This is a genomic window from Rhizobium sp. NLR16a, from assembly GCF_017948245.1.
In the GTDB taxonomy this organism is placed as follows: Bacteria; Pseudomonadota; Alphaproteobacteria; order Rhizobiales; family Rhizobiaceae; genus Rhizobium.
Window position 1 is genome coordinate 689009 of sequence record NZ_CP072865.1, and the last position, 21716, is coordinate 710724.

Genomic DNA, 21716 nt, shown 5'->3' on the forward strand with positions numbered 1-21716 from the left:
CAAACAACGACGGCAGAGCTATTCGATCCAGCAGAGAGGGACGGATGATCCAACCGCTTGTCGATCTCCACCCTTGTGGGGGAGATGGCCGGCAGGCCAGAGGGGGTGCCATACGGGATGTCTATTCTGTAACTCTCCACCCACCCATCAGCGAAATTTCAAATAAGCATCAACGCTTCGCCTTTGACTGCGGCCTTCGGTTGCCGCTATCAGCACGGTAACTCTTTACCCGAGATGTCCCGATGCCCCTCGACCGCTTTGCCCCCGCTCTCTTCGTTTTCCTCTGGTCCACGGGCTGGGTGGTGGCGAAATTTGCGGCGCTGCATTCCGAGCCCTTTACCTTTCTTTCGATACGTTATGCGCTGTCGGCCTTGGCCTTCCTGGCCTTTTGCCTAGTGACCAAGGCCCAATGGCCGAAGAGTCGGGCGACGGTGCTGCGGGCCATTTATTCCGGCTTTTTCCTGCACGGCTTCTATCTCGCCGGTCTCTGGTGGGCGATCGCCAACGGCGTGCCGGCCGGCATATCTGGGATCATCGCGGCGCTGCAGCCGTTGCTGACGGCGACGGCGGCTCCCTTTCTCGTCGGCGAGCGGTTGCAGAAGACCCAACAGGTCGGCCTCGCTCTCGGCTTCATCGGTATTGCCATCGCGATTTCGCCGAAGCTGTTCGATCCGGCGACGGCCGATCTCAGCCATGCCGCCCTGCCGCTGGCGATCAACCTCATCGCCATGGGCTCCGTCACCTACGGTACGCTTTATCAGAAGAAACATCTGCAATCCGGCGACCTCAGGACCATCGCGACGCTGCAATATGTCGGCGCTCTCATCCTCACCCTGCCGCTGTCGCTGATTTTCGAACACCAGCATTTCGACGGCACCCCGCAGGCCTATGGCGCGCTTCTCTGGTCGGTCTTCGGCCTGTCGATGGGCGGTGTCGGGCTGCTGCTTTACCTCATCCGCCGCGGGCAGGTCTCGCGCGCCGCTTCGCTGATCTACCTGATGCCGCCGGCCGTCGCGATCGAAGCCTTCATCGCGTTCGGGGAGCGGCTGACGCTGCCGTTGATTCTGGGCACGGTGATCGTCGTGACGGGCGTATATATGACAAACCGCAGGGTCCTTCAGCAGGCCCAGGCGAGCGTATAGGCTGATCGCTGCGCCAATGTCGAACAAGCGGATGGCCTGAACCTCAACTGACCGAGGTCGCCGGCGATTGCCGACGACCTCACATCCAAAGCGCCGTAGAGCGCTACTCGGCACATCAAGCAGCAAGCAACGATCAGTTGCGGGGCTGCAGCAGCGCCAAGGCAACCGTTGACGCAGCCAGCACAGCGGTGAGAGTCAAGGGTCCCACAGCGCCGTAGTGGTCGACGATATAGCCGCCAAAAACCGCGCCGATACTGATGGCCACCTGGAAAGAGACGACCATCAGGCTACCCGCCGCCTCCAGAGCGTCGGCGGCCGCGCGGGAAAGATTGGTCGGCAGCACTACCGGCGCCATGCCGAAGGCAAACCCCCAAAGCGTGACGAGTGCAAACGCAACGCCGGCATGAGCGCCCCAAAGCACCAGAGCGAGTGCGGCAAACGCCATCAATACAGCCGTGACAGCCAGTGCCATGCGGATGCTCGCGTCGGCCATCCGGCCACCGGCAACATTGCCGATCACGGAGGCGATGCCGAACCCGAGCAGCGCCAGGGCGATCGATTTGGTTTCAAGGAGCGTCACTTGTTCTAGGAAGGGACGCACATACACCGATCCGGCAAAATGCCCGGTCATCAGCAAAAGGATGGCAAGCATTCCCAGTTGAATGCCGCCCCGTCGCGTTAGCCGGAAAACGTCGGCGAGGCTGTTGCTTGTGCTTGTAGGGAGCGTCGGCAGGCTGAGCAGCTGCAGCAGCATGGCAAGCGCGGCAAGCCCGGCTGTCATTGCCATGGCGCTGCGCCATCCCAGCCAATCGCTGATCAAAGCACCCATTGATGGGGCAGCGATCGTGGCGAGCGAAACGCCGAGGGTGACGATAGCCATGCCCCGACCTGTCGCATTTGCGCCGACCAGCCTCGCAACGACGGCCACTGAAAGCGCCCAGAAACCGCTCAGCGCGATGCCCAACCCAGCCCGGCCCAGCAACAACAGCCAAAAATCGGTCGCTAACGATGCAAGTATGTTAGAGCCGACAGCCAACGCACTGAGACCGACCAAGACCGCCTTGCGGTTCAGTCTGCCGATCAGAACATTGCTCAACAGGGCGGCCACGGCGCCGACGGAAGCGGTGGCGGTGACGACTTGTCCGGCCGTTCCTTCGGAAATGCCGAGGTCGCGCGCCATTGGCGTCAGCAGGCCCGCCGGCAGGAACTCAGCAGATACCAGTGCAAAGCTGGTGGCCGCCATCGAAAGAACGGCAAACCAGGTTGCCGCGCTCCACGCCGATGGTTCAGGCGTCTCCAGGCCAATTGCGGCCCCGTCAAATTGTGATGTTGTGTCCGTCATTGATGGATCTCCTGTGTTCGGAGATCTTCATAGACGAAGTTGTCAGGATGATATGTGTCTCAAAATCCGAAATCCATATCCATTCGTCCGGAAGAACTTGTGCGACGCACAATCCCAGGTGAAACGTTTGTGACGCGCTTGAAGGCACGCGCGAAAGACGCCTCGGACTCATAGCCCAACCGGGAGGCAACCTCGGCAACCGACATGCCGTTTTGCGCCAGCAAGTCGCGGGCAAGCTGCATGCGCAGACGGGCGAGATAATGTGCCGCGCCTTCTCCCAAGATAGCGCTGAAGCGCTCGGCGAAGATCGAGCGCGACTGGCCTGCCACACCAGCGAGGCTTTCGAGGGTCCAGTTATGGCCAGGATCCCTATGCATGGCCGCCAACACACGACCGATATTGGGATCGCGGATGGCGGCGAGCCAGCCGGTGGTGGAGGCTCCACTGCAGTTGACCCAGCAGCGGATAAGCCGGGCTGCGAGCAAGTCCGCCATACGCGACAAGACCGTCGCGCTTCCCATCTGGGGCTGTGCCGCCTCCGCCGACATAGCGGCCAGCAGGGGGCCTACGATCGTGTCATTACCGGCCACGTCGCAGCCCTTGATGATCGGCGGCATCAGGGCGATCAAGGGGTTAAGCGCATGGGCGCCCAAAGTCATGGAGCCGCAGAAGAGGGTGCTAGTGGCGCCCGTTCCTTCCCGCAAGACGTCGCAGACGTTGCTGCCCAAATTTGTAATCTGACAGCTTTTAAGCGAGTCGCCCTCAACGTCCGGCGCGCTCGCCAATCGATGTGCGATGCCTTGCGGCAGCAGCACCAGATCGCCATCGTTCAACTCCTGCCAAGCGTGGGCTTCGGTATGGATCCAGCACGGACCCTGGCTGACGAAGTGAAAACGAAGCAGCTGTTGTTGCGGAAAGGCGATGCTCCATGGATGCCTGAGCTCACAGCGTCCATAGTTGACTCCACTCAAGCGAAAGTCCTGCAGGACTTCGCTCAGGGCATCCATTGGGATGGTTGACGGCGACAACGGCCGGGACGGATGGTCAAGCATGGAGCCAATTTAGGTCTCAAGCGTCCGGGATGCAAGCGGTCCGGCTTCTCGGCGCGGTCTTTGCGGCGTTATGCTGCCCGTCGACGGCGGCTTCACAGCGCATTGTTTTGCAAGGCTCCCGCCAGTGCTGCGAAGGCGGCTTCGATCTCCTCAACCGGGGCCGTTCAGAAAACGGGAAGCGCGACCGAGTACTGCCGTCGCGGTGTTGCCGTCTGCACGCTGAGAAAAGGCCGGGGCATCTCACCCAATGCTCCGGCCTCATATTCAAGACCGAAGCACCGGCCTTTTCGCCTTGAAATCAATCGGCGCCTCAGGCGCGTTCGCGGCGCTGGCCACCGTTGCGGTTGCCGCCACGGCGGTTGCCGCCGTTGCCGTCGCGGCGCTGTTCGCCGCCCTGGGCCTGGTGTGGGCCGCGATCTTCGCCGTGTTTGCGGGCCGGGCGGCCGTGGGCGTGCCGGCCGTTGCCGCGGTGATGACCGCTCGGCTCCCCATTGGCGTGGTGGCCATTGCCGCCATGGGCGGGGCGCTGCGGCTTTGCCGGGCGGAAATCGGAGGTCGAGGCCAGATCATTGTCGGGGCCGAAATCCGGGGCCGCTTCGCCGCGGCGCTGGCCGCGGAAGTCCGCGTTGCGGCTTGGGCGCTCGGGACGCGGACGGCGCTCACGGCGTTCCTCACCGCCGGCGCGGGTTTCGCTGCCTTCGCCGTCGCGGCGCGGGCGGCGTTCCTGGCGGCTGCCGCGATGTTCCGAACGGTTGGCATCGTCACGGCCTTCGCCGCGGCCCTGGCCGCCGCCGCGATTGCGGTTGTTGCCATTGCCGTTGCCGCGGCGCGGGCCGCTGGCACTGATATGTGCCGGCGGCTCGCCGCTGGCAACTGATATGTCGATGCCCATCAGGCGCTCGATATCGCGCAGCAGCTTGGCCTCGTCGGGGGCGCAGAAGGCGATAGCGATGCCGTCGCGGCCGGCGCGCGCCGTGCGGCCGATGCGATGGACATAGGCATCCGGCACTTCCGGCAGGTCGTAGTTGTAAACGTGGCTGACGGCCGGGATATCGATGCCGCGGGCGGCGACGTCGGTGGCGATCAGCGTCTTGATGCTGCCGTCGCGGAAGGCCTTCAGCGCTCGCTCGCGCTGGCCCTGGCTCTTGTTGCCGTGGATGGAGGCGACGGAATAACCGATATTGTCGAGATGCTTCATCAGCTTCTCCGCACCATGCTTGGTGCGCAGGAAGACGATGGCGCGGCCGTCGGGGTTTTCGGTCAGCGACTTGCGCAGCAGTTCCGTCTTGTCGTTCTTGCCGGCGACGAAATGCACATACTGCTCGACCTTGTCGGCAGCCTTGCCGGGCGGCGTGACTTCGACCTTCACGGGATCGACGAGATATTCGCCGGCGAGATCGGCGATCGCCTTCGGCATGGTGGCCGAAAACAGCATGGTCTGGCGCTTCTTCGGCACCAGCTTGGCGATCTTGCGCAAGTCGTGCACGAAGCCGAGGTCGAGCATCTGATCGGCCTCGTCGAGCACGAGATAACGCACCGTCGTCAGCGTGATGGCGCGGCGGTTGACGAGGTCGAGCAGGCGGCCGGGCGTGGCGACCAGGATGTCGGTGCCCTTTTCGAGCTGCAGTTGCTGCTTGTTGATCGAGACGCCGCCGACGACGACGTTGACGCGCAGATGCGACTTGCGGATGAACTTCTTCAGGTTGTCGGCGATCTGGTTCACCAGCTCACGGGTCGGCGCCAGGATCAGCGTCCGCGTCGTCCGGTTATCAGGGCGGCGCTCGTCAGCGAGCAGCTTTTCGATGAGCGGCAAGCCGAAGGCGGCTGTTTTGCCGGTCCCGGTCTGGGCAAGGCCGATCAGGTCGCGGCCTTCGAGGAGGAGGGGGATGGCCTGTTCCTGGATCGGCGTCGGTGTTTCGATGCCGAGCTGGAACAAGGTTGCGACGATCGGCTTGGAGACACCAAGCGATTCAAAATTAGTCAAGGCATAACCTTTCGGGGCGCCACAATGATTAGCGCCGGAACGCACCATGCGATCCGGTTTCATTCTGGCGTCAAGAACCCCGCGTGAAGTGGGAACTTGCAAGTTGGAAAAAGCTTTCCAGCGCTTCTGGCCGCTGATTGGGAGTGCGGCGTTCTATCGAAATGCGCTTTTGTCCCTTCTTCCTGCGTTTCGTATTTTCTAGCAGGGGCACGCTCACGCGGCGGCCGGAAGGGTGAAAGCTGAGCCGCATTTGGGCTAGTTCGCTGGAAAAGTCAAGTGCAGCGCACAAAAAGGCATTAGCTCCGGTCGGGCGAGGGCATTCTGAGGACGAAACTTTCCGATGCGCTTTCCGCGCCGTTGACAAGGATGGCAATGCGATGCTCGCCGGGATAGTAGCGCCGCGTGGTGATTGGCCGCATGGCGTGGCGGCGTCCGATCGCATGGGTTTGGCGGGGGGCTAATGTAACCGTCTTGCATTTGACGACCTTGGGCGAAAGCGAGCCATCGGCTTTCACGTGGTGGATGGCGTAGTCGATCATCAGTGAGTGGGTGGTTTCGCCTGAATTGGTCAGGCGGATTTCGAAATCCAGCCCTTCGCCGAACATCACCTCGCCGTTCAGAAGCCGCAGCTCGCACGTCAGCGCGGCAGCGGCACCGAAACCGAAATTGGCAAGCGCCCGCGCATGGCCTTTCTTCAGGAGTGTGCGAGAGGCATGTTTCAGCAGACGGCGGCGCTCGGCCGATGCACCCTCGATGTGGCCGGCGATGAGGGCGGCGACCAGATCCGGATGATCCTTGGCGATATCGTTCAGACTGTTGGCGACGGAGCGGCGCACATAATCCTCCGGATCATCCATCAGCGCGGTGAGGATCGGCAGGATTGGCGCGGGATCTTTCACGAGCTGCGGCAGCCGCATGGCCCAGGGCAGGCGCGGCCGCGTTCCTTCGCTCGCCAGCCGGCGCACATGCTGGTCGGGATCGCCGACCCAGCTGGAGATGATGGTAAGCGCGCGCTCCTGGTCACGATGGATGAAGGGACGGATGCCGAATTCGCCGGTGAAGTGCGGCGTCAGCGCCTTCAGGAGATCAAGGCCGAGATCGAAATGATCAGGGCCACGGGCAGCGATGAACTGATTGACCGGCAACAGCATCCAGCCGGAAAGCCCGGGTCTGCCCGATGCAGGCAGGCTCGCTATCAGGATGGCGGCGGCTTCGGGGAAATCGCCGGGAAGAGTGGCGAACAGCGCGTCGCGGATTAGCGCCGAGCGCTCCATTAGTTCCAGCGCTGCGATGCCGTCGGTCGCGAGCCTTATGAAGCGCTCCCTGTCGAAGGACGGCGCGTTGAAGGCGATGCGATCGGCCATATCGCCAGCCAGCCCTTCATGCAGCAGGTTCTTGAGCGGTTCCGGCATGCTGATCCTCCCTCTGTGGCAGGATTGGACCGGCGCCGCCGGGAGGTCAAGCGGCGCCGGATGCGGTTTTTATTCCGGGCAGACCTTGACGCGGTAGGGGTCGCCCCAATCGTCGTGCCGCCATTCGATGTGGCAAGACGGCCGGTAATAGGTCCGGTAGACGGGATAAGGGCGATAGGCGGGGTAGGCCGGATAGACGGGGTAGGCAGGGCGGGCGGCCTCTGACAGCAGGGCGCCGCCGACGACGCCAGCGGCAAGGCCGCCCCAGAAGGCATCGCGGGGATGGGCATCGGCTGTGGTGGCGGTGGCGAGAGAGGCGCCGGCACAGGTCAGCGCGATTAGGCCCGTCGCCATGGTCTTATGAAGAACGGACATGGTATTTTCCTTGATTTAGACTGGCTTCTCTAAAGCCATGGCCAGACTCCGCCCGGATCGCGGCGGAGCGATGGCCGCACAAGGGCTCTCCGGATTAAATTTTGGTCATGATTTCAACGGCAGTCGAGAGCGAAACGGATTGCGGCCGGCCGCATTTGCTGCCGACGATGCTTCGGGTTCGCGCAGAAAATGCGGCCTCTTCGCCTGATAAGCCGGCGTGTAAAATTCCGCTCTCGAAATTTATGGTTAAAACCTTGTTAAAAGCCTTGGCGTTATAGTCTTTGTCGTTGATATTTCATTCATTGCGGGAGCGACAATTATTTGAAATCAGCCGGCGACATTCTGGAATTGGCTTGCCGCCGGATCGCTGATCTGGACACCCCGGCCTATGTCAAGAATAGCGAGCTGCGCTACATCGCCGTCAACGAGGCCTATGCCGATTTCCTCGGCCGCGAGATTTCCGATTTCATCGGCAGGCGGAGCCGCGAGCTCTTCGACCGTCCCGAGGAAGAGGATCGCGAGGATAAGGAGCGCCGTGCGCTGGTGTTCGGCACCGAGGAAAACGCCGTCTGCTTTGATGCCGCGGGCGTTGGCCACGAGCGCATCCAGATCGAAAGCTTCTCGCCGTCGCCGGAGCGGATTTACGTCCTCGGCATCTTTGAAGACCGCGAGCGCCGGGCCGTTGCCGGCAGGAAGGCCGCCGGCAGCTCTCAGGCTGTAAACGATTCCGGAACTGCCGCCGACCTCGCCCAGGTGCGCGAGGCACTGGAGAATCTCGCTCATCCGATCGGCATCATTGCGGCGGACGGGCGCCCGCTGGTCGTCAATGCAGCCTATCGCAACGGCGCGACGCCGGTGGCCGCCGGCGAATCGGCTTGGGGAGAGAGCGTCAACGAACTCGACGTTCTACGTACCGTCCTGGAGGACCTGCCGGTTGCGGTTTTCGTCCGCGACGACAAGCACCGCCTGGTCTATGCCAACAAATATTATGAGACCTTCAGCGGGCGCGCCCGCTCCGAGTATCTGGGAATGACCGAACACGAAATGTTCGGGCCGGAAGGTGCTGAGGCGATCTACCAGGAAAACCTGCTGGCGCTCAGGGACGGCATTTCGGTGGAGCTCGAGAGCGAGATGCCGAGCAATAGCGGGCATGTCTATCCCGTCATCTCGCGCGTCAACCGTGTCATGACGGCGGATGGGCGAACCTATGTCGTCGGCTCCTTTTCCGACATCTCGCCACTCAAGGAACGCGAAAAGGCGCTGATTGAATCGCGCAAGCAGCAAGAGATACTGCATCGGGACATCGAGAGCATTCTGCGTTCGCTGCCGATCGGCGTGCTGATCCTCGATAACGACCACCAGATTCTCTACGTCAACGACGAATTCTACAGCATCTGGGAACTGCCGCTCGACGATCGCTTCGACGGCCGCCCGTTCATCGACGTCATCCGCCGCAATGACGAGCTCGGCCGCTACGACGGGACGCAGACGCCGGAAGAGATCTACGCCTTCCGCAAACATCTGTTCGAGGCCGAAGAGCCCGAGCCGATCGAGCTTGGCTGGGCGGGCGGCAAATCCGTGATCTTCGACAGCCGCCGCATCTCCAACGATCGTATCCTGCTGACCTATGCCGATATTTCGGCGGTGCGCGAGCGGGAAAAGGAAATCCACGAGACGCGTGCAGCCCTTGAGCGGCTCGGCGAAATGATGCGCGACGCGACGCACGCCATGTCGCAGGGCATTGCCATCGTTCAGGACGGAATCATCAAGATGTCCAATGAGGCGATGGCCGATATCCTGCAGATCCCGCCGCACTATATCGAGGCTGGCCAAGGCTGGCTCGGCATGTTCGAATTCTGTGCGGCGCGCGGCGATTTCCACGATGCGGCGGAACAGATCCTGCAAGAGTGGCGCGCCAACATCGCGGCCAGGCAGCCGATTTCCACCGCCTTCCATGTCGGCGGCGAGCGCTGGGTAAACATGGATGCAACGGTCAGCCGGGGACAGCATTGGGTGGCGCTGTTCACCGACGTCACCGAACTCAAGAGCCGCGAGGAGGAATTGCGCCAGCTCCTGTCGCGCGCCGAAGCCGCCGACCGCGCCAAATCCGAATTCCTTGCCAATATGAGCCACGAGATTCGCACGCCGATGAATGGTGTACTCGGCATGGCGGAACTGCTGGCCAAGACCAATCTCGACGCGCGCCAGAAAACCTTCATCGACATCATCGTCAAGTCGGGCAATGCGCTGCTGACTATTATCAACGACATCCTCGATTTTTCGAAGATCGATGCCGGACAGATGAAACTGCGCAAAGCCGCTTTCGATATCACCGAAGCGGTGGAGGATGTGGCGACACTCCTCTCCTCGCATGCAGCCGAGAAGAATATCGAACTCCTGGTGCGGGCAGCACCGGACCTGCCGGCCGCGGTGATCGGAGACGCCGGTCGTTTCCGCCAAATCGTCACCAATCTCGTCGGCAACGCCGTCAAGTTCACCGAGCGCGGCCATGTCTTCGTCGATGTCGGCTTCGAGACGATCGCTGGTGGGGAGATCATGGCGATCATCCGCATCGAGGATACCGGTATCGGCATTCCCCGAGAAAAGCTCGAAACGGTCTTCGACAAGTTTTCGCAGGTCGACACCTCGTCGACCCGCCGGCATGAGGGAACGGGGCTCGGCCTTGCGATCACTGCCGGCCTCGTCGATCTCTTCGGCGGCTATATCAATGTCGAGAGCGAATGGGGCAAGGGCTCTGTCTTCACCATCAATCTGCCTTTAGCGGTGGCGGCCGCCCGCCTCGAGCCGAAGCCGCTGCCGATCAATGTACAGGGCGCGCGCATCCTCGTCGTCGACGACAATGAGGTGAACCGCCGCATTCTCACCGAGCAGCTTTCGCTCTGGGGCTTCGACGGAGTGGCTGCCGAGGGTGGCGGCACCGGTCTGGCGATCCTCAAGGCAGCGGTCGATCTCGGTGTCACCGTGGACGCTGTCGTGCTCGACTATCACATGCCCGACATGAACGGCGCCGATGTCGCGCGCCGGCTGCGCGCCGATCCCCGCTTCGTCGAACTGCCGATCATCTTCCTGACGTCGATGGATATTTCCGGCACGGAAAAGGAATTCGCGGCGCTGAACGGCCATGCGCATCTGATGAAGCCGGCACGCGCCAACGTGCTGCGCAACACCGTCGTCGAAGTGGTGCGCGCCCGCCGCGTGAAGCAGGCTTCGGAAGCCGAGATCGCCCGCCTGCGGGTTGAGGCGGCCGTGCCGGCGCCCGCGCCTGCCCTGGTGCCGCAGAAGCGGACGGCCGAATTCGTCGACGTCCTCGTCGCCGAGGACAACGAGGTCAACCAGATCGTCTTCACCCAGATCCTGCAGTCGACGGGGCTTTCCTTCCTGGTCGTCAACAACGGGCAGGAGGCGGTTACCGCCTGGGAGAGCCACACGCCGCGCATCATCATGATGGACGTTTCGATGCCCGTCATGAACGGTCATGAGGCGACACGGACGATCCGCGAGAGGGAAAAGGGGCAGGGCCATCGGGTGCCGATCATCGGCGTCACCGCCCATGCGCTCGAAAGCGACCGCGAGGCCTGCCTCGATGCGGGCATGGACGACTACATGTCGAAGCCAATCAGCCCGGAACTGCTGGAGGAGAAGATCCGGCAATGGCTCGGCAAGGACGAGCTGCAGCCGGAGCGCACCAGCTACTGATCTTTTATTCGCTGAACGCCTTTATGCCGCAGAGCATTTCGCGCTTGCCGGCGAAGCCCTTGCGGCGTTCGACGGCAAAGCCGGCGGCGATGAGGTTGCGGCGCACGAAGCCGGCCGCGGCGTAAGTTGCGAAGGTGCCGTCGGCCACGGTCTTTTCGTTAACCTCACGCATCAGTTCCACCGACCACATGTCGCCGTTGCGCGAGGGGGCGAAGCCATCGAGATACCAGGCGTCGAAGCCGGGCTTTGCCGCCGCGACGCCGTCGAGCGCCGCGCCGCAGACGACGCTGAGCCGCGTCTGGGCATCGAGATCGAGCGAGACAGTGCGAACAGGCGTCTGCGGCCATGCCGCCGTCAGGGCTTCGCGCTCGGCATCGATTTCGCCCCAGTGCGAGAGCGCCCGGCCGATCTCTTCGCCGCGCATCGGGTGCAGTTCGAAGGAGATGAAATGCAGGTGCTGACCGTCTGCTCGGTGCAGTTTCCATTGCCGCCAGGTCTCGGCAAAGTTGAGCCCGGTGCCGAAGCCGAGTTCGCCGATCACAAATTCGGGCCGCCCACTCCAACGCTCCGGCAGGCCGTTGCCGGCCAGGAAGACGTGCCCGCATTCCAGCCGGCCATCGGTCTGGCAATAAAAATGATCGCCAAAGGCGGTGGAATAGGGCATATCGCCGTCGCGCCATTCGAGCGGCTGCGGCGCGCCCGCGCCAATCTTATCGGGGTTCACGTCTTTCATGGAAAAAGCCGATAGTCCTCAGCAAGCGCCCGGTCAATCTTCTTGCGATTTGCTGATCGTCGGCGGTGGCATCATGGGTCTCTGGGCTGCCGTCCATGCCGAACGCCGCGGCATGAGCACCCTCCTCGCCGACGCCGGCAGCTTGGGCGGAGGCGCGAGCGGCGGCCTGCTCGGCGCGCTGATGCCGCATATGCCGGACCAGTGGTCGGAGAAAAAGCAGTTCCAGTTCGACGCGTTGGTCTCGCTTGAAACCGAAATTGCCACGCTTGAGGCCGAAACCGGGCTTTCGGCTGGCTACAACAGGTCTGGGCGGCTGATCCCGCTGCCGAAGCCGCATCTCAAGCGCATCGCCCGCGGCCATTCCGGGGACGCCGAACGCCATTGGCGGGCAGGCGAACGCCACTTCCACTGGCATGTGCTCGACAGGGCGCCAGTCGGTGGTTGGCCCGACGCATCTGCCGGCGAAAGTGGCTTCGTGCATGATACGCTCGCCGCCCGTGTTGCGCCCCGCTCATTGATCTCAGCGCTCATCGCCTTGCTGCGGCGGGCAAAACACGTGCGTATCATGGAGCATGCGGCCGTTGCCGCCCTCGATCCCGATCGTGGCACCGCGGAAATTGGCGGCGAAACCATTGCCTTCAGCCGCTGCATCCTGGCTGCCGGCCATCAGTCCTTTCCGTTGCTGCAGGAGCTGACGCCGGGGGCGAAAAGGCCGCTCGGCCAGCCAGTGAAGGGGCAGGCGGCGCTGTTGAGGGCCGATGTCGACCCGGCGCTGCCGACGATCTTCCTCGATGGGCTCTACTTGGTGGCGCACGAAGGCGGGTATGCGGCAATCGGCAGCACCAGCGAGAACCGCTTTGACGATCCCGGCTCGACCGACGCGCAACTCGACGCGCTGATCGAGGCGGCGCGGGCGATCGCGCCGGCGCTCCGCAACGCCCCTGTCATCGAGCGCTGGGCAGGGCTTCGCCCGAAGGCCATCGACCGCGATCCGATGATCGGCCGCCATCCCGTCCATCCCCGATTGATCGCACTGACCGGCGGTTTCAAGGTCAGCTTCGGACTGGCGCATCGGCTGGCGGAAGCTGCGATTTGTATCGCCGGCGATACAGATTGTGAATTTTCGCTGCCGGAAAGCTTCGCGATATCAAGCCATATTGCTGTCGCTTCATGTTAAACGTGAATTAGATACAGCTGCGTTTCGTTATTCTGTCATGCAAATCACCTATCTGCTTGCGCATTGGAAGCGCCGGATCTTGCCGGCGCTCACTTCCTTGATGGAGGAAATTGCATGCGCTATGCTATTTGCTTCACGCCTCCGGCGAGCGACCCCCTGTCGCTCGTGGCCGCCAATTGGCTAGGCCGAAACGTGTTTTCGGGCGATATGGTGGAGCCTCCGGCCGTCCGCGGCCTCGGCATTCACGAGATCGCCTTTTATACCGCCGTGCCGCGACGCTATGGTTTTCACGGTGTTTTGAAGGCGCCTTTTCACCTGTCCGCCGGCACGTCGGAATCGCAACTCCTGCGCGATCTCATGCGTTTTGCCGGGACCTATGCCCCTTTCCAGATTCCCCGTCTGGAGATCGCCCGGCTCGGCAGTTTTTACAGCCTGATGCCGAGCGCTCCCTGTGAGCCGATCCAGTATGTGGCTTCGGCGATCGTCCAGGAGTTTGATCGTTTCCGGGCGCCGCTGAGTGAAGCCGACATCGAGCGAAGTGATCCCGACGGGTTGTCGGCGGCGCAATTTGCCAATCTGCATCGTTGGGGCAATCCCTATGTGATGGAGGAGTTCCGCTTCCATATGCCGGTGACGGGCCCCATCAATGCGATCGACATGCCCCGCATCGAGCCGGTGCTGCGAACGATCTTCGAGCCCGTCTTGAGGGAGCCGGTGATGGTTTCGAATGTGGCTTTGATGATCGAGGAAGGCACCGGCGGCCCCTTCCGCGTTCACTCGCTCCACCCGATGGGCAAGGTCAGCGCGCGCAGGATCGCCTGAGCCGATATCAAGCTAAGCCATTGTGAATGACAGAGAAATTTTGCTGCGCAGTTTCCGTCTCGACATTCCGGCTGCGGATGATACCGTTCCCCGTCTTTTCAGAAGGTGATTTGATGGTATCCGAGACCTACCCGCGCAATCTCGTCGGCTACGGGCGTCAGACGCCCGATCCGAAGTGGCCGGGCGACGCCCGCGTCGCCGTGCAGTTCGTCATCAATTACGAAGAGGGCGGCGAAAGCTGCATCCTCGAAGGCGATCCGGCTTCCGAAAACCTGCTGTCGGAGATCGTCGGCGCGGCCGCCTGGCCGGGGCAGCGCAATCTCAACATGGAATCGATCTACGAATATGGTTCGCGGGCAGGCTTCTGGCGGCTCTGGCGGATGTTCACCGGTCTCAAGGTGCAGGCGACCGTCTACGGCGTGACGCTGGCGATGGCCCGCAATCCCGAAGCCGTCGCGGCCATGAAAGAGGCCGGCTGGGAGATCGCCAGCCACGGTTATCGCTGGCTGGAATACAAGGATTTCCCCGAGGATCTGGAGCGCAAGCACATTCTCGAAGCCGTGCGCCTGCATACCGAAATTACCGGCGAGCGGCCCTTCGGGATGTACCAGGGAAAACCTTCCGACAACACGCTGCGACTGGTGCAGGAAGAGGGCGGTTTCCTCTATTCCTCCGATTCCTATGCTGATGACCTGCCTTACTGGGTGAAGGGCATCGACGGGAAGCCCTTCCTGATCATCCCCTATACGCTCGAAACCAATGACATGCGTTTTGCCACGCCGCAGGGTTTCAACGCCGGCGATCAGTTCTTCACCTATCTCAAGGATGCTTTCGATACGCTTTATGAGGAAGGGAAGGACGGCAGCCCGAAGATGATGTCGGTCGGCCTGCATTGTCGCCTCGTCGGGCGTCCGGGCCGGGCGGCCGCTCTGAGGCGCTTCATCGAATATGTGCTGAAACATGACAAGGTCTGGATCCCGCGCCGCATCGAGATCGCCGAGCACTGGCACAAGCATCATCAGCTGGATGCGCTTTAATGCTGTCGCGCGAGGATTTCGTTTCCCGCTTCGGCGGCGTCTTCGAGCATTCCCCTTTCATTGCTGAACGGGCCTATGACGCGGGCAGCCTAACGGAGCCGCTGACGGCATCAGCTGTGCACGCAGCGCTCACCGCCGTCTTCCGTGCGGCAAGCCGGGATGAGCGTCTCGGCATTCTGCGCGCCCATCCCGATCTTGCCGGGCGTCTGGCGATAGCAGGTGAACTCACGGAAGACAGCCGCAAGGAGCAGGCCGGCGCCGGTCTCGATCGGCTGAGCCCGGCCCAACATGCCCGCTTCACCGAACTTAATGCAGCCTATGTCGAAAAATTCGGCTTTCCCTTCATCATCGCCGTCAAAGGGCTCGACAAGGACGATATCCTTTCTGCCTTCGAAACGCGGATCGGCAATGACCTGGATGAGGAATTCGCGACCGCCACGACACAGGTCGAGCGGATCGCGCTGCTGCGCCTGACATCGATGTTGCCGGAGGGCGAATGAGCGAGCATCGTGCTATCGACTATCTCAATGAAATGCAGAAGGCGGCAGCCGAAGCGCTATACTTCGTGGGCGGAATGGATGAGGCGGCCTTCGCCGAGGACAATCTCACCTTCAAGGCGGTTGCCTTCTGCCACTTCACCATCGGCGCGGCTGCGTCCCGACTGCTCGTAACCCATCCGGAATTCGCAACCGAGCATCCCACTCTGCCGTGGACAAAAATCTGCGGAACGGGCAACCGTATCCTGGAAGACGTCTTCGCCCTCGATGCCTCCGACATCTGGGATGCAACCTATCGCACGCTGCCGGAACTTCTCGTCGAGATCGACGCCATTCGTCACTGGCATGCCGAAGGCGAGTGAACCATTGTCTGATTTTCTCGACACCCGCCCGCTTACCAGATCGGCCTTCGCCCCCTTCGGCGAAGTGATCGAAGCCGATCCAGCCTCGATGCGGCTCATCAACGGCGGCACGACCGAGCGCTTTCATGCATTGGCCGCAGCCGAGGCGGCGGGCGAGGGCGCGCGCGTCATCATCAATATCTTTCGCGGCCAGCCGCGCAGCTTCCCCTATGACGTCGACATGATGGAGCGCCATCCGTTCGGCAGTCAGAGTTTCTCGCCGATTTCCGGCCGCCCCTTCCTCGTCGTCGTCTCCGAGGACGAGGGCGGACGTCCGGGCAGGCCGCAGGTGTTTTTCGCGCGCGGAAACCAGGGTGTGAACTATCGCCGCAATGTCTGGCATCACCCCCTGATGGCGCTCGGCCAGACCTCCGATTTCCTGGTCGTCGACCGCGACGGCCCTGGCAATAATCTTGAGGAATTCTTCTTCGAAACCCCCTATGTCATCAAAGAGCCAGCCCCATGACCGGACTGACGACACATGTGCTCGACACCGCCCTCGGCAAGCCCGCCGAGGGCCTCAGGATCGATCTTTTCCAGCTCGACGGCGAGATCCGCAGACATCTGAAAACGGTGGAGACCAATGCGGACGGCCGAGTCGATGGTGGCCCGATGCTTGCCGGCGAAAACTTTCACGTCGGCACCTACGAATTGGTCTTCCACGCCGGTGAGTATCTCAGGGCCTGCGGCACGCCGCTGCCGCATCCGGCCTTCCTCGACCTAGTGCCGATCCGCTTCGGTATCGCGGATGTCACTGCGCACTATCACGTGCCGCTGCTGCTTTCGCCCTATGGCTATTCCACCTACCGGGGAAGCTAGATGCGTTTTGCCGCAATCGCCGACATTCACGGCAACTATCTGGCGCTCGAGGCGGTGCTTGCCGATATTCAGGCGCAGGGCATCGAGGAGATCGTCAATCTTGGTGATTTCTTCAGCAGTCCGCTGAATGCCGGCCGGACAGCTGATCTGCTGATGGCGCTCGGCCTGACCTCGGTGCGCGGCAATCACGACCGCTATCTCATTGAGCAGGACCCGGCCCTAATGCACGCCTCGGATGCCGTCGCCTACCGGCAACTGACGCCATCCCATCTCGATTGGCTGCGGGGTCTGCCGTTCGATACCGTCTATCGCGGCGAGGCCTATCTCTGCCACGCGACGCCGAAGGACGACAATCTCTACTGGCTTGAGTCCGTCTCGCCGGAAGGGCTTGTCTTCCTGAAGCCGATCGAAGCGATCGAGGCGCTCGCCGAAGGCATCGACCTGCCGCTGATCCTCTGCGGCCACAGCCATGTGCCTCGCGCCGTTCGCCTCTCCAATGGCCGGCTTATCGTCAATCCCGGCAGTGTCGGCTGCCCTGCCTATGATGACGTGCTGCCCTATTATCACAAGGTCGAAGCCGGCCATCCGTTGGCCGGCTATGCCATTCTAGAAAAGACGGCGGCGGGATGGACATGGCAGTTCAGGAACGTCGCCTACGACCATATGGCGATGTCGGCACTGGCCGCCGAAAGGGGCCGTGCCGACTGGGCGAGCGCGCTGGCGACAGGCTGGGTGCGATAGCCCGGACCTGTCTGCGCTCTGATCAATCCTTCTCCGGCGCCTGAGGGGCGATCGTCTGTGCAGGAGCCGCGGCCGGTGCCACAGGCGTTACTGGCGTGGCAGGCGGGGTTGCCTGTTTTGCAGGAGCCGCGGCTGAAATTACCGGTTTTGCGCCATCAAGCTTTCCAAGCAGGGATGAAATGGCATTGTCGCCGTCGAAGCCGGCCTCCTTCAACAATTTGTCGAGGATCGGCTTGTTGGCCTGATAGGAGAGCAACTGGCCGGCCAGCCCATCGCCGAGACCAATGCCGCTTTCACCGTTCGCGCCGTTTCCGCGGCCGAGCATGCCGCCGGTGTCGAAGATCCTGATGTCGGAGATCTTCTCGATCGGCTTGACCGCCTCGGCGAGTGCCTCGGGAATGATGCGGATACGCTCGCGAGTGATCTCGAACTCGATGATGGTCTGGCTGAGCTTGTTGCGGGCTTCGTTGAGCAGGGCTTCGCTTTCAGCCTGAGCCCGGCCGGTTTCGAGAATGCCCTTGGCCTTGATGATCGCCGCATCCGCTTCGGCGGTCGCAAGCGTCTTGATGGCTTCCGCCTGGTCGATCGCGGCCTGTTTCTCGGCTTCGGCGCCGACGGTGACGGCGGTGGCTTCGGTTTCGGCAGTCTTGCGCGCGTCGATCACGGCGATCTGCTTTTCGCGCTCGGCGATTTCGATGGCCTTGGCGGTGCCGACCTTTTCCTCTGCCGCGATGGCGCGGGCGCGGGCCATTTCGGCAGTGGCCTTCGCCTCGGATTCCTCGCGGCTCTTGTTGGCAACGGCGATGGCGCTTTCCTGGGCGACGATCTGAAGGTCGCGCTTGGCTTCGGTATCGCGCTGCTGGACGGCGCGGGCGGCATCGATGTTTGCGCTTTCGCGGGCCTGCTTGGCGGCTGCCTCGCGCTCGGCGATCGCCTGTTCGGAGGCGATGCGGGCCTCCTCCTCGGCGCGTTTGGCCGCCTGTTCCTGCTGTGCGGTTTCGGCGCGGGTCGCGGCGGATTTGTTGGCGATGTCGCGTTCCTGGTTGAGCTCGGCTTCGCGCTTCGTCCGTTCGATCGCCAGCGACTGCTGGCGGGCTTCCAGATCCTTCTGGGCAATGGCGACTTCGGTATCGCGAACGATTTCGTTTCGCTCCTTCTTGCGGCCCTCGGTGATGCGGGTCAGCGCCGCCAGACCTTGGGCGTCGAAGAAGTTGTTGGCGTTGAAATGCTTGATGTCCGTTTGATCGAGGCGGGTGAGCGACACAGATTCCAGCTCGAGACCGTTCGACTGGAGGTCGGCGCCGACGGCTTCCTGCACCGCCTTGACGAAATCCATGCGCTGCTCCTGCAGCGCGTCGAGGTTCATGGTCGCCGCCACCGAGCGAAGGCCATCGACGAATTTCGCTTCGATGAGGATGCGGAGCGCCTCGGCGTCGTTGGTGCGGCTGCCAAGCGTCTGGGCGGCCAGCGCGATCGAGGAGCCGTCGGGTTTGACGCGGACGTAGAATTCGGCGCCGATATCGACGCGCATGCGGTCCTTGGTGATCAGCGCATCGCCTTCGCCGCGGCGGACTTCGAGGCGCAGCGTCTTCAGGTTCACCCGGGCGATCGAGTGGAAGATCGGCAGAACGACTGAACCGCCGTCGAGCACGACCTTCTGGCCGCCGAGACCGGTGCGCACATAGGCCTCGTCGCGGCTGGAGCGCGTATAGAGAGAGGCGAGGACAAAACCGATGCCGAAGATCAGAACGATGCCGATGCCGGCCGGTAGAATAATGTCATACATCATGGCTGCTCCCTGAAAGATTGATTATCCGCTGCAGCGGGATCCGCCAGTGCGGGAATGGCGATAAATACATCTGCCTTGCGATCGACGAGGAGAACCTCGGTGCCGACCTTGAGAGGGCCTTGGTCTCTGGCGGCCTTGGCTCTCAGCACGTGCCAGTTTCCATGCTGGTCCTTGACGCGGACGCGTCCGGGCAGTCCCTGGTCGAGCGGGCCGAGCGATACTTCGGCGGTCCGGCCGATCAGCGCGTCGAGATCGACGGCATAGGTCTCGTCGTGCGGCACGATCCGCGCCACGGTCCTGCTCGATGCCCTGACCATGGGAGCCGTGACCAGGATGGCGGGAATGGCGGCGACGGCGGCAGGAAGCGGGGCCTAGAAGGCGTTGGCGACGGCCTGTATGGCAAAGCCCGTCATGGCGAAGAAGCCGAGCGCCAGCATGATGAGGATGAGCAGGGGAACGCCGCCGACATTGAGCCAGGACAGATAGCCCGAAAGCCCGTCATGGCCATGGAAATCCGGTTTTCCCAGAAATTCCATGATCGAAAAACCCATGACGGTCGCAAGCATTTCGATTGCGGTCAGGCCTGCGAGCACGGCGGCGGCGATGGCGAAGGGAGCACATTCGGGGGCGAAGAGAAGTGCCATCGGCGTTACCGGTTATCCGCCTTGAAGCGCGCGAGGCGCGCCTCGATTGCCTGTTCGCGGTGCAGCCGGTCGAGTTCGTCCAGTTCGGAACTATGGATATGCTCGTCTGATGGAACGCCGGTCAGCCGCGAGACCGCGGCGGCGGCGCGGGCCGCACCCGCGCCCGGCGTGGGCCTGCCGTGCCCGGCCGCGGCCTGTTCGGGATGCTGGGCGATGCTACGCTTGAAATCGGCAAGGCGGGCGTCGGCCTCGCGGCGCGTTGCAAGCACAGCCTGCAGGGCTTTCTGGCCGTCGTCCACCTGCTCGCTGGCATCGGCCAGCGCCTTGTCGAGCGCGGCGATCTGGGATTCCAGATCGATCTGGCGGGCGACGCCGGCCTTTGCGAGATCGTCGCGCCCGGAGGAGACGGCGAGGCGGATCTTTTCATCGAGCGCATTCATGTCCTCGACGATTTCGTCCCTGCGGCTCTGGATACGGTATTCCTCGGCGCGCGCCTTGCCGAGGTCGGTGCGGGCCTCGTCCGCCGCCGCATCGATCTCGCGGATTGCCTGTTCGATAACGGCGATCTTGTTGACGCCTTCCGCCTTGTCGACCGCTGCATTCGCGATGCCCGCGATCAGGCGACCCATGCGTGAAAGAATGCCTTCATTCGCCATGTTTTCCTCCATCCGAGCGGAATTCGGCGTGACGCCGATGTGAATCTCGTAATGATTGTGGCCGGCAACAAGATAGGCCGGAAAAATACTCTCCCATCCCCTGGAATAACCTGCGACGTCGAAGGGTACGGCAACGCGTCCGTGCACGGTGGCGATCGTCAGGTCCGCAGGGCCTTTGATGGCGAAGAGCTTGTCGTCGAGCGGCAGCTGCGGCGGATCGGCGATCACGCCGCGATTGGCGGCGAAATCGCGAAGGCCGAGTGTGACCAGCCGTGCCGGCAGGCCCGTCTGGTCGCGAACGGTTTCATAGGCAAGCTCATGCAGGACGACGAGATTGGCGCCCGCCTTGTCGTCGATGATCTCAGTGAGGATGTCGATCATCCTGCGATAGGCGGCAATGGTGTCGTCAAGCGCCTGCCGGGCCTGATGATCCGGCGCCAGTGTGTAGCGCAGCAGCGATGGGTGAGATGTCTTACCTATGTTTGCCATAGCATAAAACATAAAGCACCGCTTTTGTGCTTTCAAGAGGTTGCGCTGAAAATACAACCTGGTTTTAACGGAGGGAGGTTTGGAAGGAGCACGTGCCAAGCAACTCGAAAGAAACAGCGTTCGACATAGTTTCCGGAATAGCTTGCCGATGCAAGGACCAGCGCCCGATCGGCTCCGCTTCCTATCCGGCGGCCGTTTGCGCCTCACGAATACCGGCGCGGATACGGTTGATGGTGGTCCATACGAGAAGCAGAGCCACAACTGCCCAAAGCCACGAGGTCCACGCTGCAAATGTACCTCCAACCGCGATAAAGATGCCGAGCGCGCCGAACAGCACCGCACGGTCGCTCTTGCCCAGCGGCCCGTCGTAACGCCGGCTTGCGCCGACCGTTTGACCGAGGATGCCGGCAACTTCCGTCAGCGCCGAGAGGAATATGACAGCCATGACCGGCATCAGATCGTTCGGATCGATGAGCGCAAACGGCAAATAAAGGGCGGCATCCGACACGACGTCCCCGATCTCGTTGAGATAGGCGCCCAAAATGCTCGTCTGCCCATGTTCGCGCGCCAGCATGCCGTCAATGGCATTGAGGCCCATGCGCAGCAGAAACCATACAGGCACCAAGAGAAACCAATGCGGAAGCGGGGCGACGCTCAGAAAAAGGCCAAGTGCAACCGAGATGGCGGCAGCAACCGAGGTCACCTGATTGGCGGTGACGCCTCGTGCCGCCAGGGAGCGCACCAGAGGGCGGAGAATATCCTGAAATCGGGACTTCAATTGGTAAACGGACATGCTACCTCAGTGGAATTTCGTGGCATGATCATAGTCTATCGGCTCGGACGTGCAGATCGTCGTACTTGTGAGGAAAGTCCCATTCCATGTCGAT

Annotated in this window: 19 protein-coding genes and 1 pseudogene; 10 read left to right on the top strand and 10 right to left on the bottom strand. The window is 62.3% G+C overall.

Annotated features, from left to right (window positions below):
- Positions 1-242 precede the first annotated feature (242 nt).
- Positions 243-1142 (top strand): DMT family transporter, encoded by a 900-nt coding sequence (locus J7U39_RS03120; RefSeq protein WP_210630333.1) that lies wholly within the window; start codon positions 243-245, stop codon positions 1140-1142.
- Positions 1143-1275: 133 nt separating this feature from the next.
- Here the strand turns inward: J7U39_RS03120 and J7U39_RS03125 are convergent, their stop codons facing one another.
- From J7U39_RS03125 to J7U39_RS03145, 5 genes are all read right to left on the bottom strand, one after another.
- Entirely contained in the window at positions 1276-2484 is a 1209-nt protein-coding gene (locus J7U39_RS03125) for an MFS transporter (protein WP_210630335.1), read from the bottom strand.
- A gap of 59 nt (positions 2485-2543) precedes the next feature.
- A complete protein-coding gene (locus J7U39_RS03130; protein WP_210630337.1) occupies positions 2544-3536 on the bottom strand; it encodes an AraC family transcriptional regulator in 993 nt (330 codons plus the stop codon).
- A gap of 310 nt (positions 3537-3846) precedes the next feature.
- Complete coding sequence (locus J7U39_RS03135; RefSeq protein WP_210631580.1) at positions 3847-5568, bottom strand: DEAD/DEAH box helicase; 1722 nt, start codon at positions 5566-5568, stop codon at positions 3847-3849.
- 248 nt (positions 5569-5816) lie between these two features.
- Positions 5817-6932: a DNA alkylation repair protein gene (locus J7U39_RS03140; protein WP_210630339.1), complete on the bottom strand. Its 1116-nt coding sequence runs from the start codon at positions 6930-6932 to the stop codon at positions 5817-5819.
- Between the two features lie 69 nt (positions 6933-7001).
- On the bottom strand, positions 7002-7307 hold the full coding sequence (locus tag J7U39_RS03145) for a hypothetical protein (RefSeq protein ID WP_210630340.1): 306 nt from the start codon (positions 7305-7307) through the stop codon (positions 7002-7004).
- A 321-nt stretch (positions 7308-7628) separates the two neighbouring features.
- On the opposite strand from J7U39_RS03145, the gene J7U39_RS03150 reads away from it, so the two are divergent.
- The gene (locus J7U39_RS03150; RefSeq protein ID WP_210630342.1) at positions 7629-11024 is read left to right on the top strand and encodes a response regulator; all 3396 of its coding nucleotides are present in this window, start codon (positions 7629-7631) and stop codon (positions 11022-11024) included.
- Positions 11025-11028: 4 nt separating this feature from the next.
- Here J7U39_RS03150 and mnmD read toward each other — a convergent pair whose 3' ends face one another.
- Positions 11029-11757, bottom strand: a complete 729-nt coding sequence (mnmD, locus tag J7U39_RS03155; RefSeq protein ID WP_210630344.1) for a tRNA (5-methylaminomethyl-2-thiouridine)(34)-methyltransferase MnmD — start codon at positions 11755-11757, stop codon at positions 11029-11031.
- Here mnmD and J7U39_RS03160 point away from each other — a divergent pair.
- The 8 genes from J7U39_RS03160 (at position 11756) to J7U39_RS03195 (ending at position 17251) form a co-directional block, all read left to right on the top strand.
- Positions 11756-12934: an FAD-binding oxidoreductase gene (locus tag J7U39_RS03160; RefSeq protein WP_210630346.1), complete on the top strand. Its 1179-nt coding sequence runs from the start codon at positions 11756-11758 to the stop codon at positions 12932-12934. The genes mnmD and J7U39_RS03160 overlap by 2 nt on opposite strands.
- Before the next feature lie 114 nt (positions 12935-13048).
- Complete coding sequence (locus J7U39_RS03165; RefSeq protein WP_210630347.1) at positions 13049-13756, top strand: DUF1045 domain-containing protein; 708 nt, start codon at positions 13049-13051, stop codon at positions 13754-13756.
- A 113-nt stretch (positions 13757-13869) separates the two neighbouring features.
- Positions 13870-14793: an allantoinase PuuE gene (gene puuE / locus J7U39_RS03170; RefSeq protein WP_210630349.1), complete on the top strand. Its 924-nt coding sequence runs from the start codon at positions 13870-13872 to the stop codon at positions 14791-14793.
- Positions 14793-15293 (top strand): 2-oxo-4-hydroxy-4-carboxy-5-ureidoimidazoline decarboxylase, encoded by a 501-nt coding sequence (gene uraD, locus J7U39_RS03175; RefSeq protein WP_210630350.1) that lies wholly within the window; start codon positions 14793-14795, stop codon positions 15291-15293. The genes puuE and uraD overlap by 1 nt, the downstream gene beginning before the upstream one ends.
- A complete protein-coding gene (locus J7U39_RS03180) occupies positions 15290-15652 on the top strand; it encodes a HepT-like ribonuclease domain-containing protein (protein ID WP_210630351.1) in 363 nt (120 codons plus the stop codon). The genes uraD and J7U39_RS03180 overlap by 4 nt, the downstream gene beginning before the upstream one ends.
- Entirely contained in the window at positions 15636-16157 is a 522-nt protein-coding gene (locus tag J7U39_RS03185; protein ID WP_210630352.1) for an ureidoglycolate lyase, read from the top strand. Before J7U39_RS03180 ends, J7U39_RS03185 begins: the two co-directional genes overlap by 17 nt.
- Entirely contained in the window at positions 16154-16510 is a 357-nt protein-coding gene (gene uraH, locus J7U39_RS03190; RefSeq protein ID WP_210630353.1) for a hydroxyisourate hydrolase, read from the top strand. Before J7U39_RS03185 ends, uraH begins: the two co-directional genes overlap by 4 nt.
- Entirely contained in the window at positions 16511-17251 is a 741-nt protein-coding gene (locus J7U39_RS03195; protein ID WP_210630354.1) for a metallophosphoesterase family protein, read from the top strand.
- Between the two features lie 22 nt (positions 17252-17273).
- Here J7U39_RS03195 and J7U39_RS03200 read toward each other — a convergent pair whose 3' ends face one another.
- From J7U39_RS03200 to J7U39_RS03215, 4 genes and pseudogenes are all read right to left on the bottom strand, one after another.
- Positions 17274-19040 (bottom strand): flotillin domain-containing protein, encoded by a 1767-nt coding sequence (locus J7U39_RS03200; RefSeq protein ID WP_210630355.1) that lies wholly within the window; start codon positions 19038-19040, stop codon positions 17274-17276.
- Positions 19037-19684 (bottom strand): annotated as a pseudogene (locus J7U39_RS03205) (OB-fold-containig protein). The gene J7U39_RS03200 and the pseudogene J7U39_RS03205 overlap by 4 nt, the downstream one beginning before the upstream one ends.
- 5 nt (positions 19685-19689) lie before the next feature.
- The gene (locus J7U39_RS03210) at positions 19690-20841 is read right to left on the bottom strand and encodes a PspA/IM30 family protein (protein ID WP_210630356.1); all 1152 of its coding nucleotides are present in this window, start codon (positions 20839-20841) and stop codon (positions 19690-19692) included.
- 169 nt (positions 20842-21010) lie between these two features.
- On the bottom strand, positions 21011-21622 hold the full coding sequence (locus J7U39_RS03215; RefSeq protein WP_210630357.1) for a CDP-alcohol phosphatidyltransferase family protein: 612 nt from the start codon (positions 21620-21622) through the stop codon (positions 21011-21013).
- Between the last annotated feature and the right edge of the window lie 94 nt (positions 21623-21716).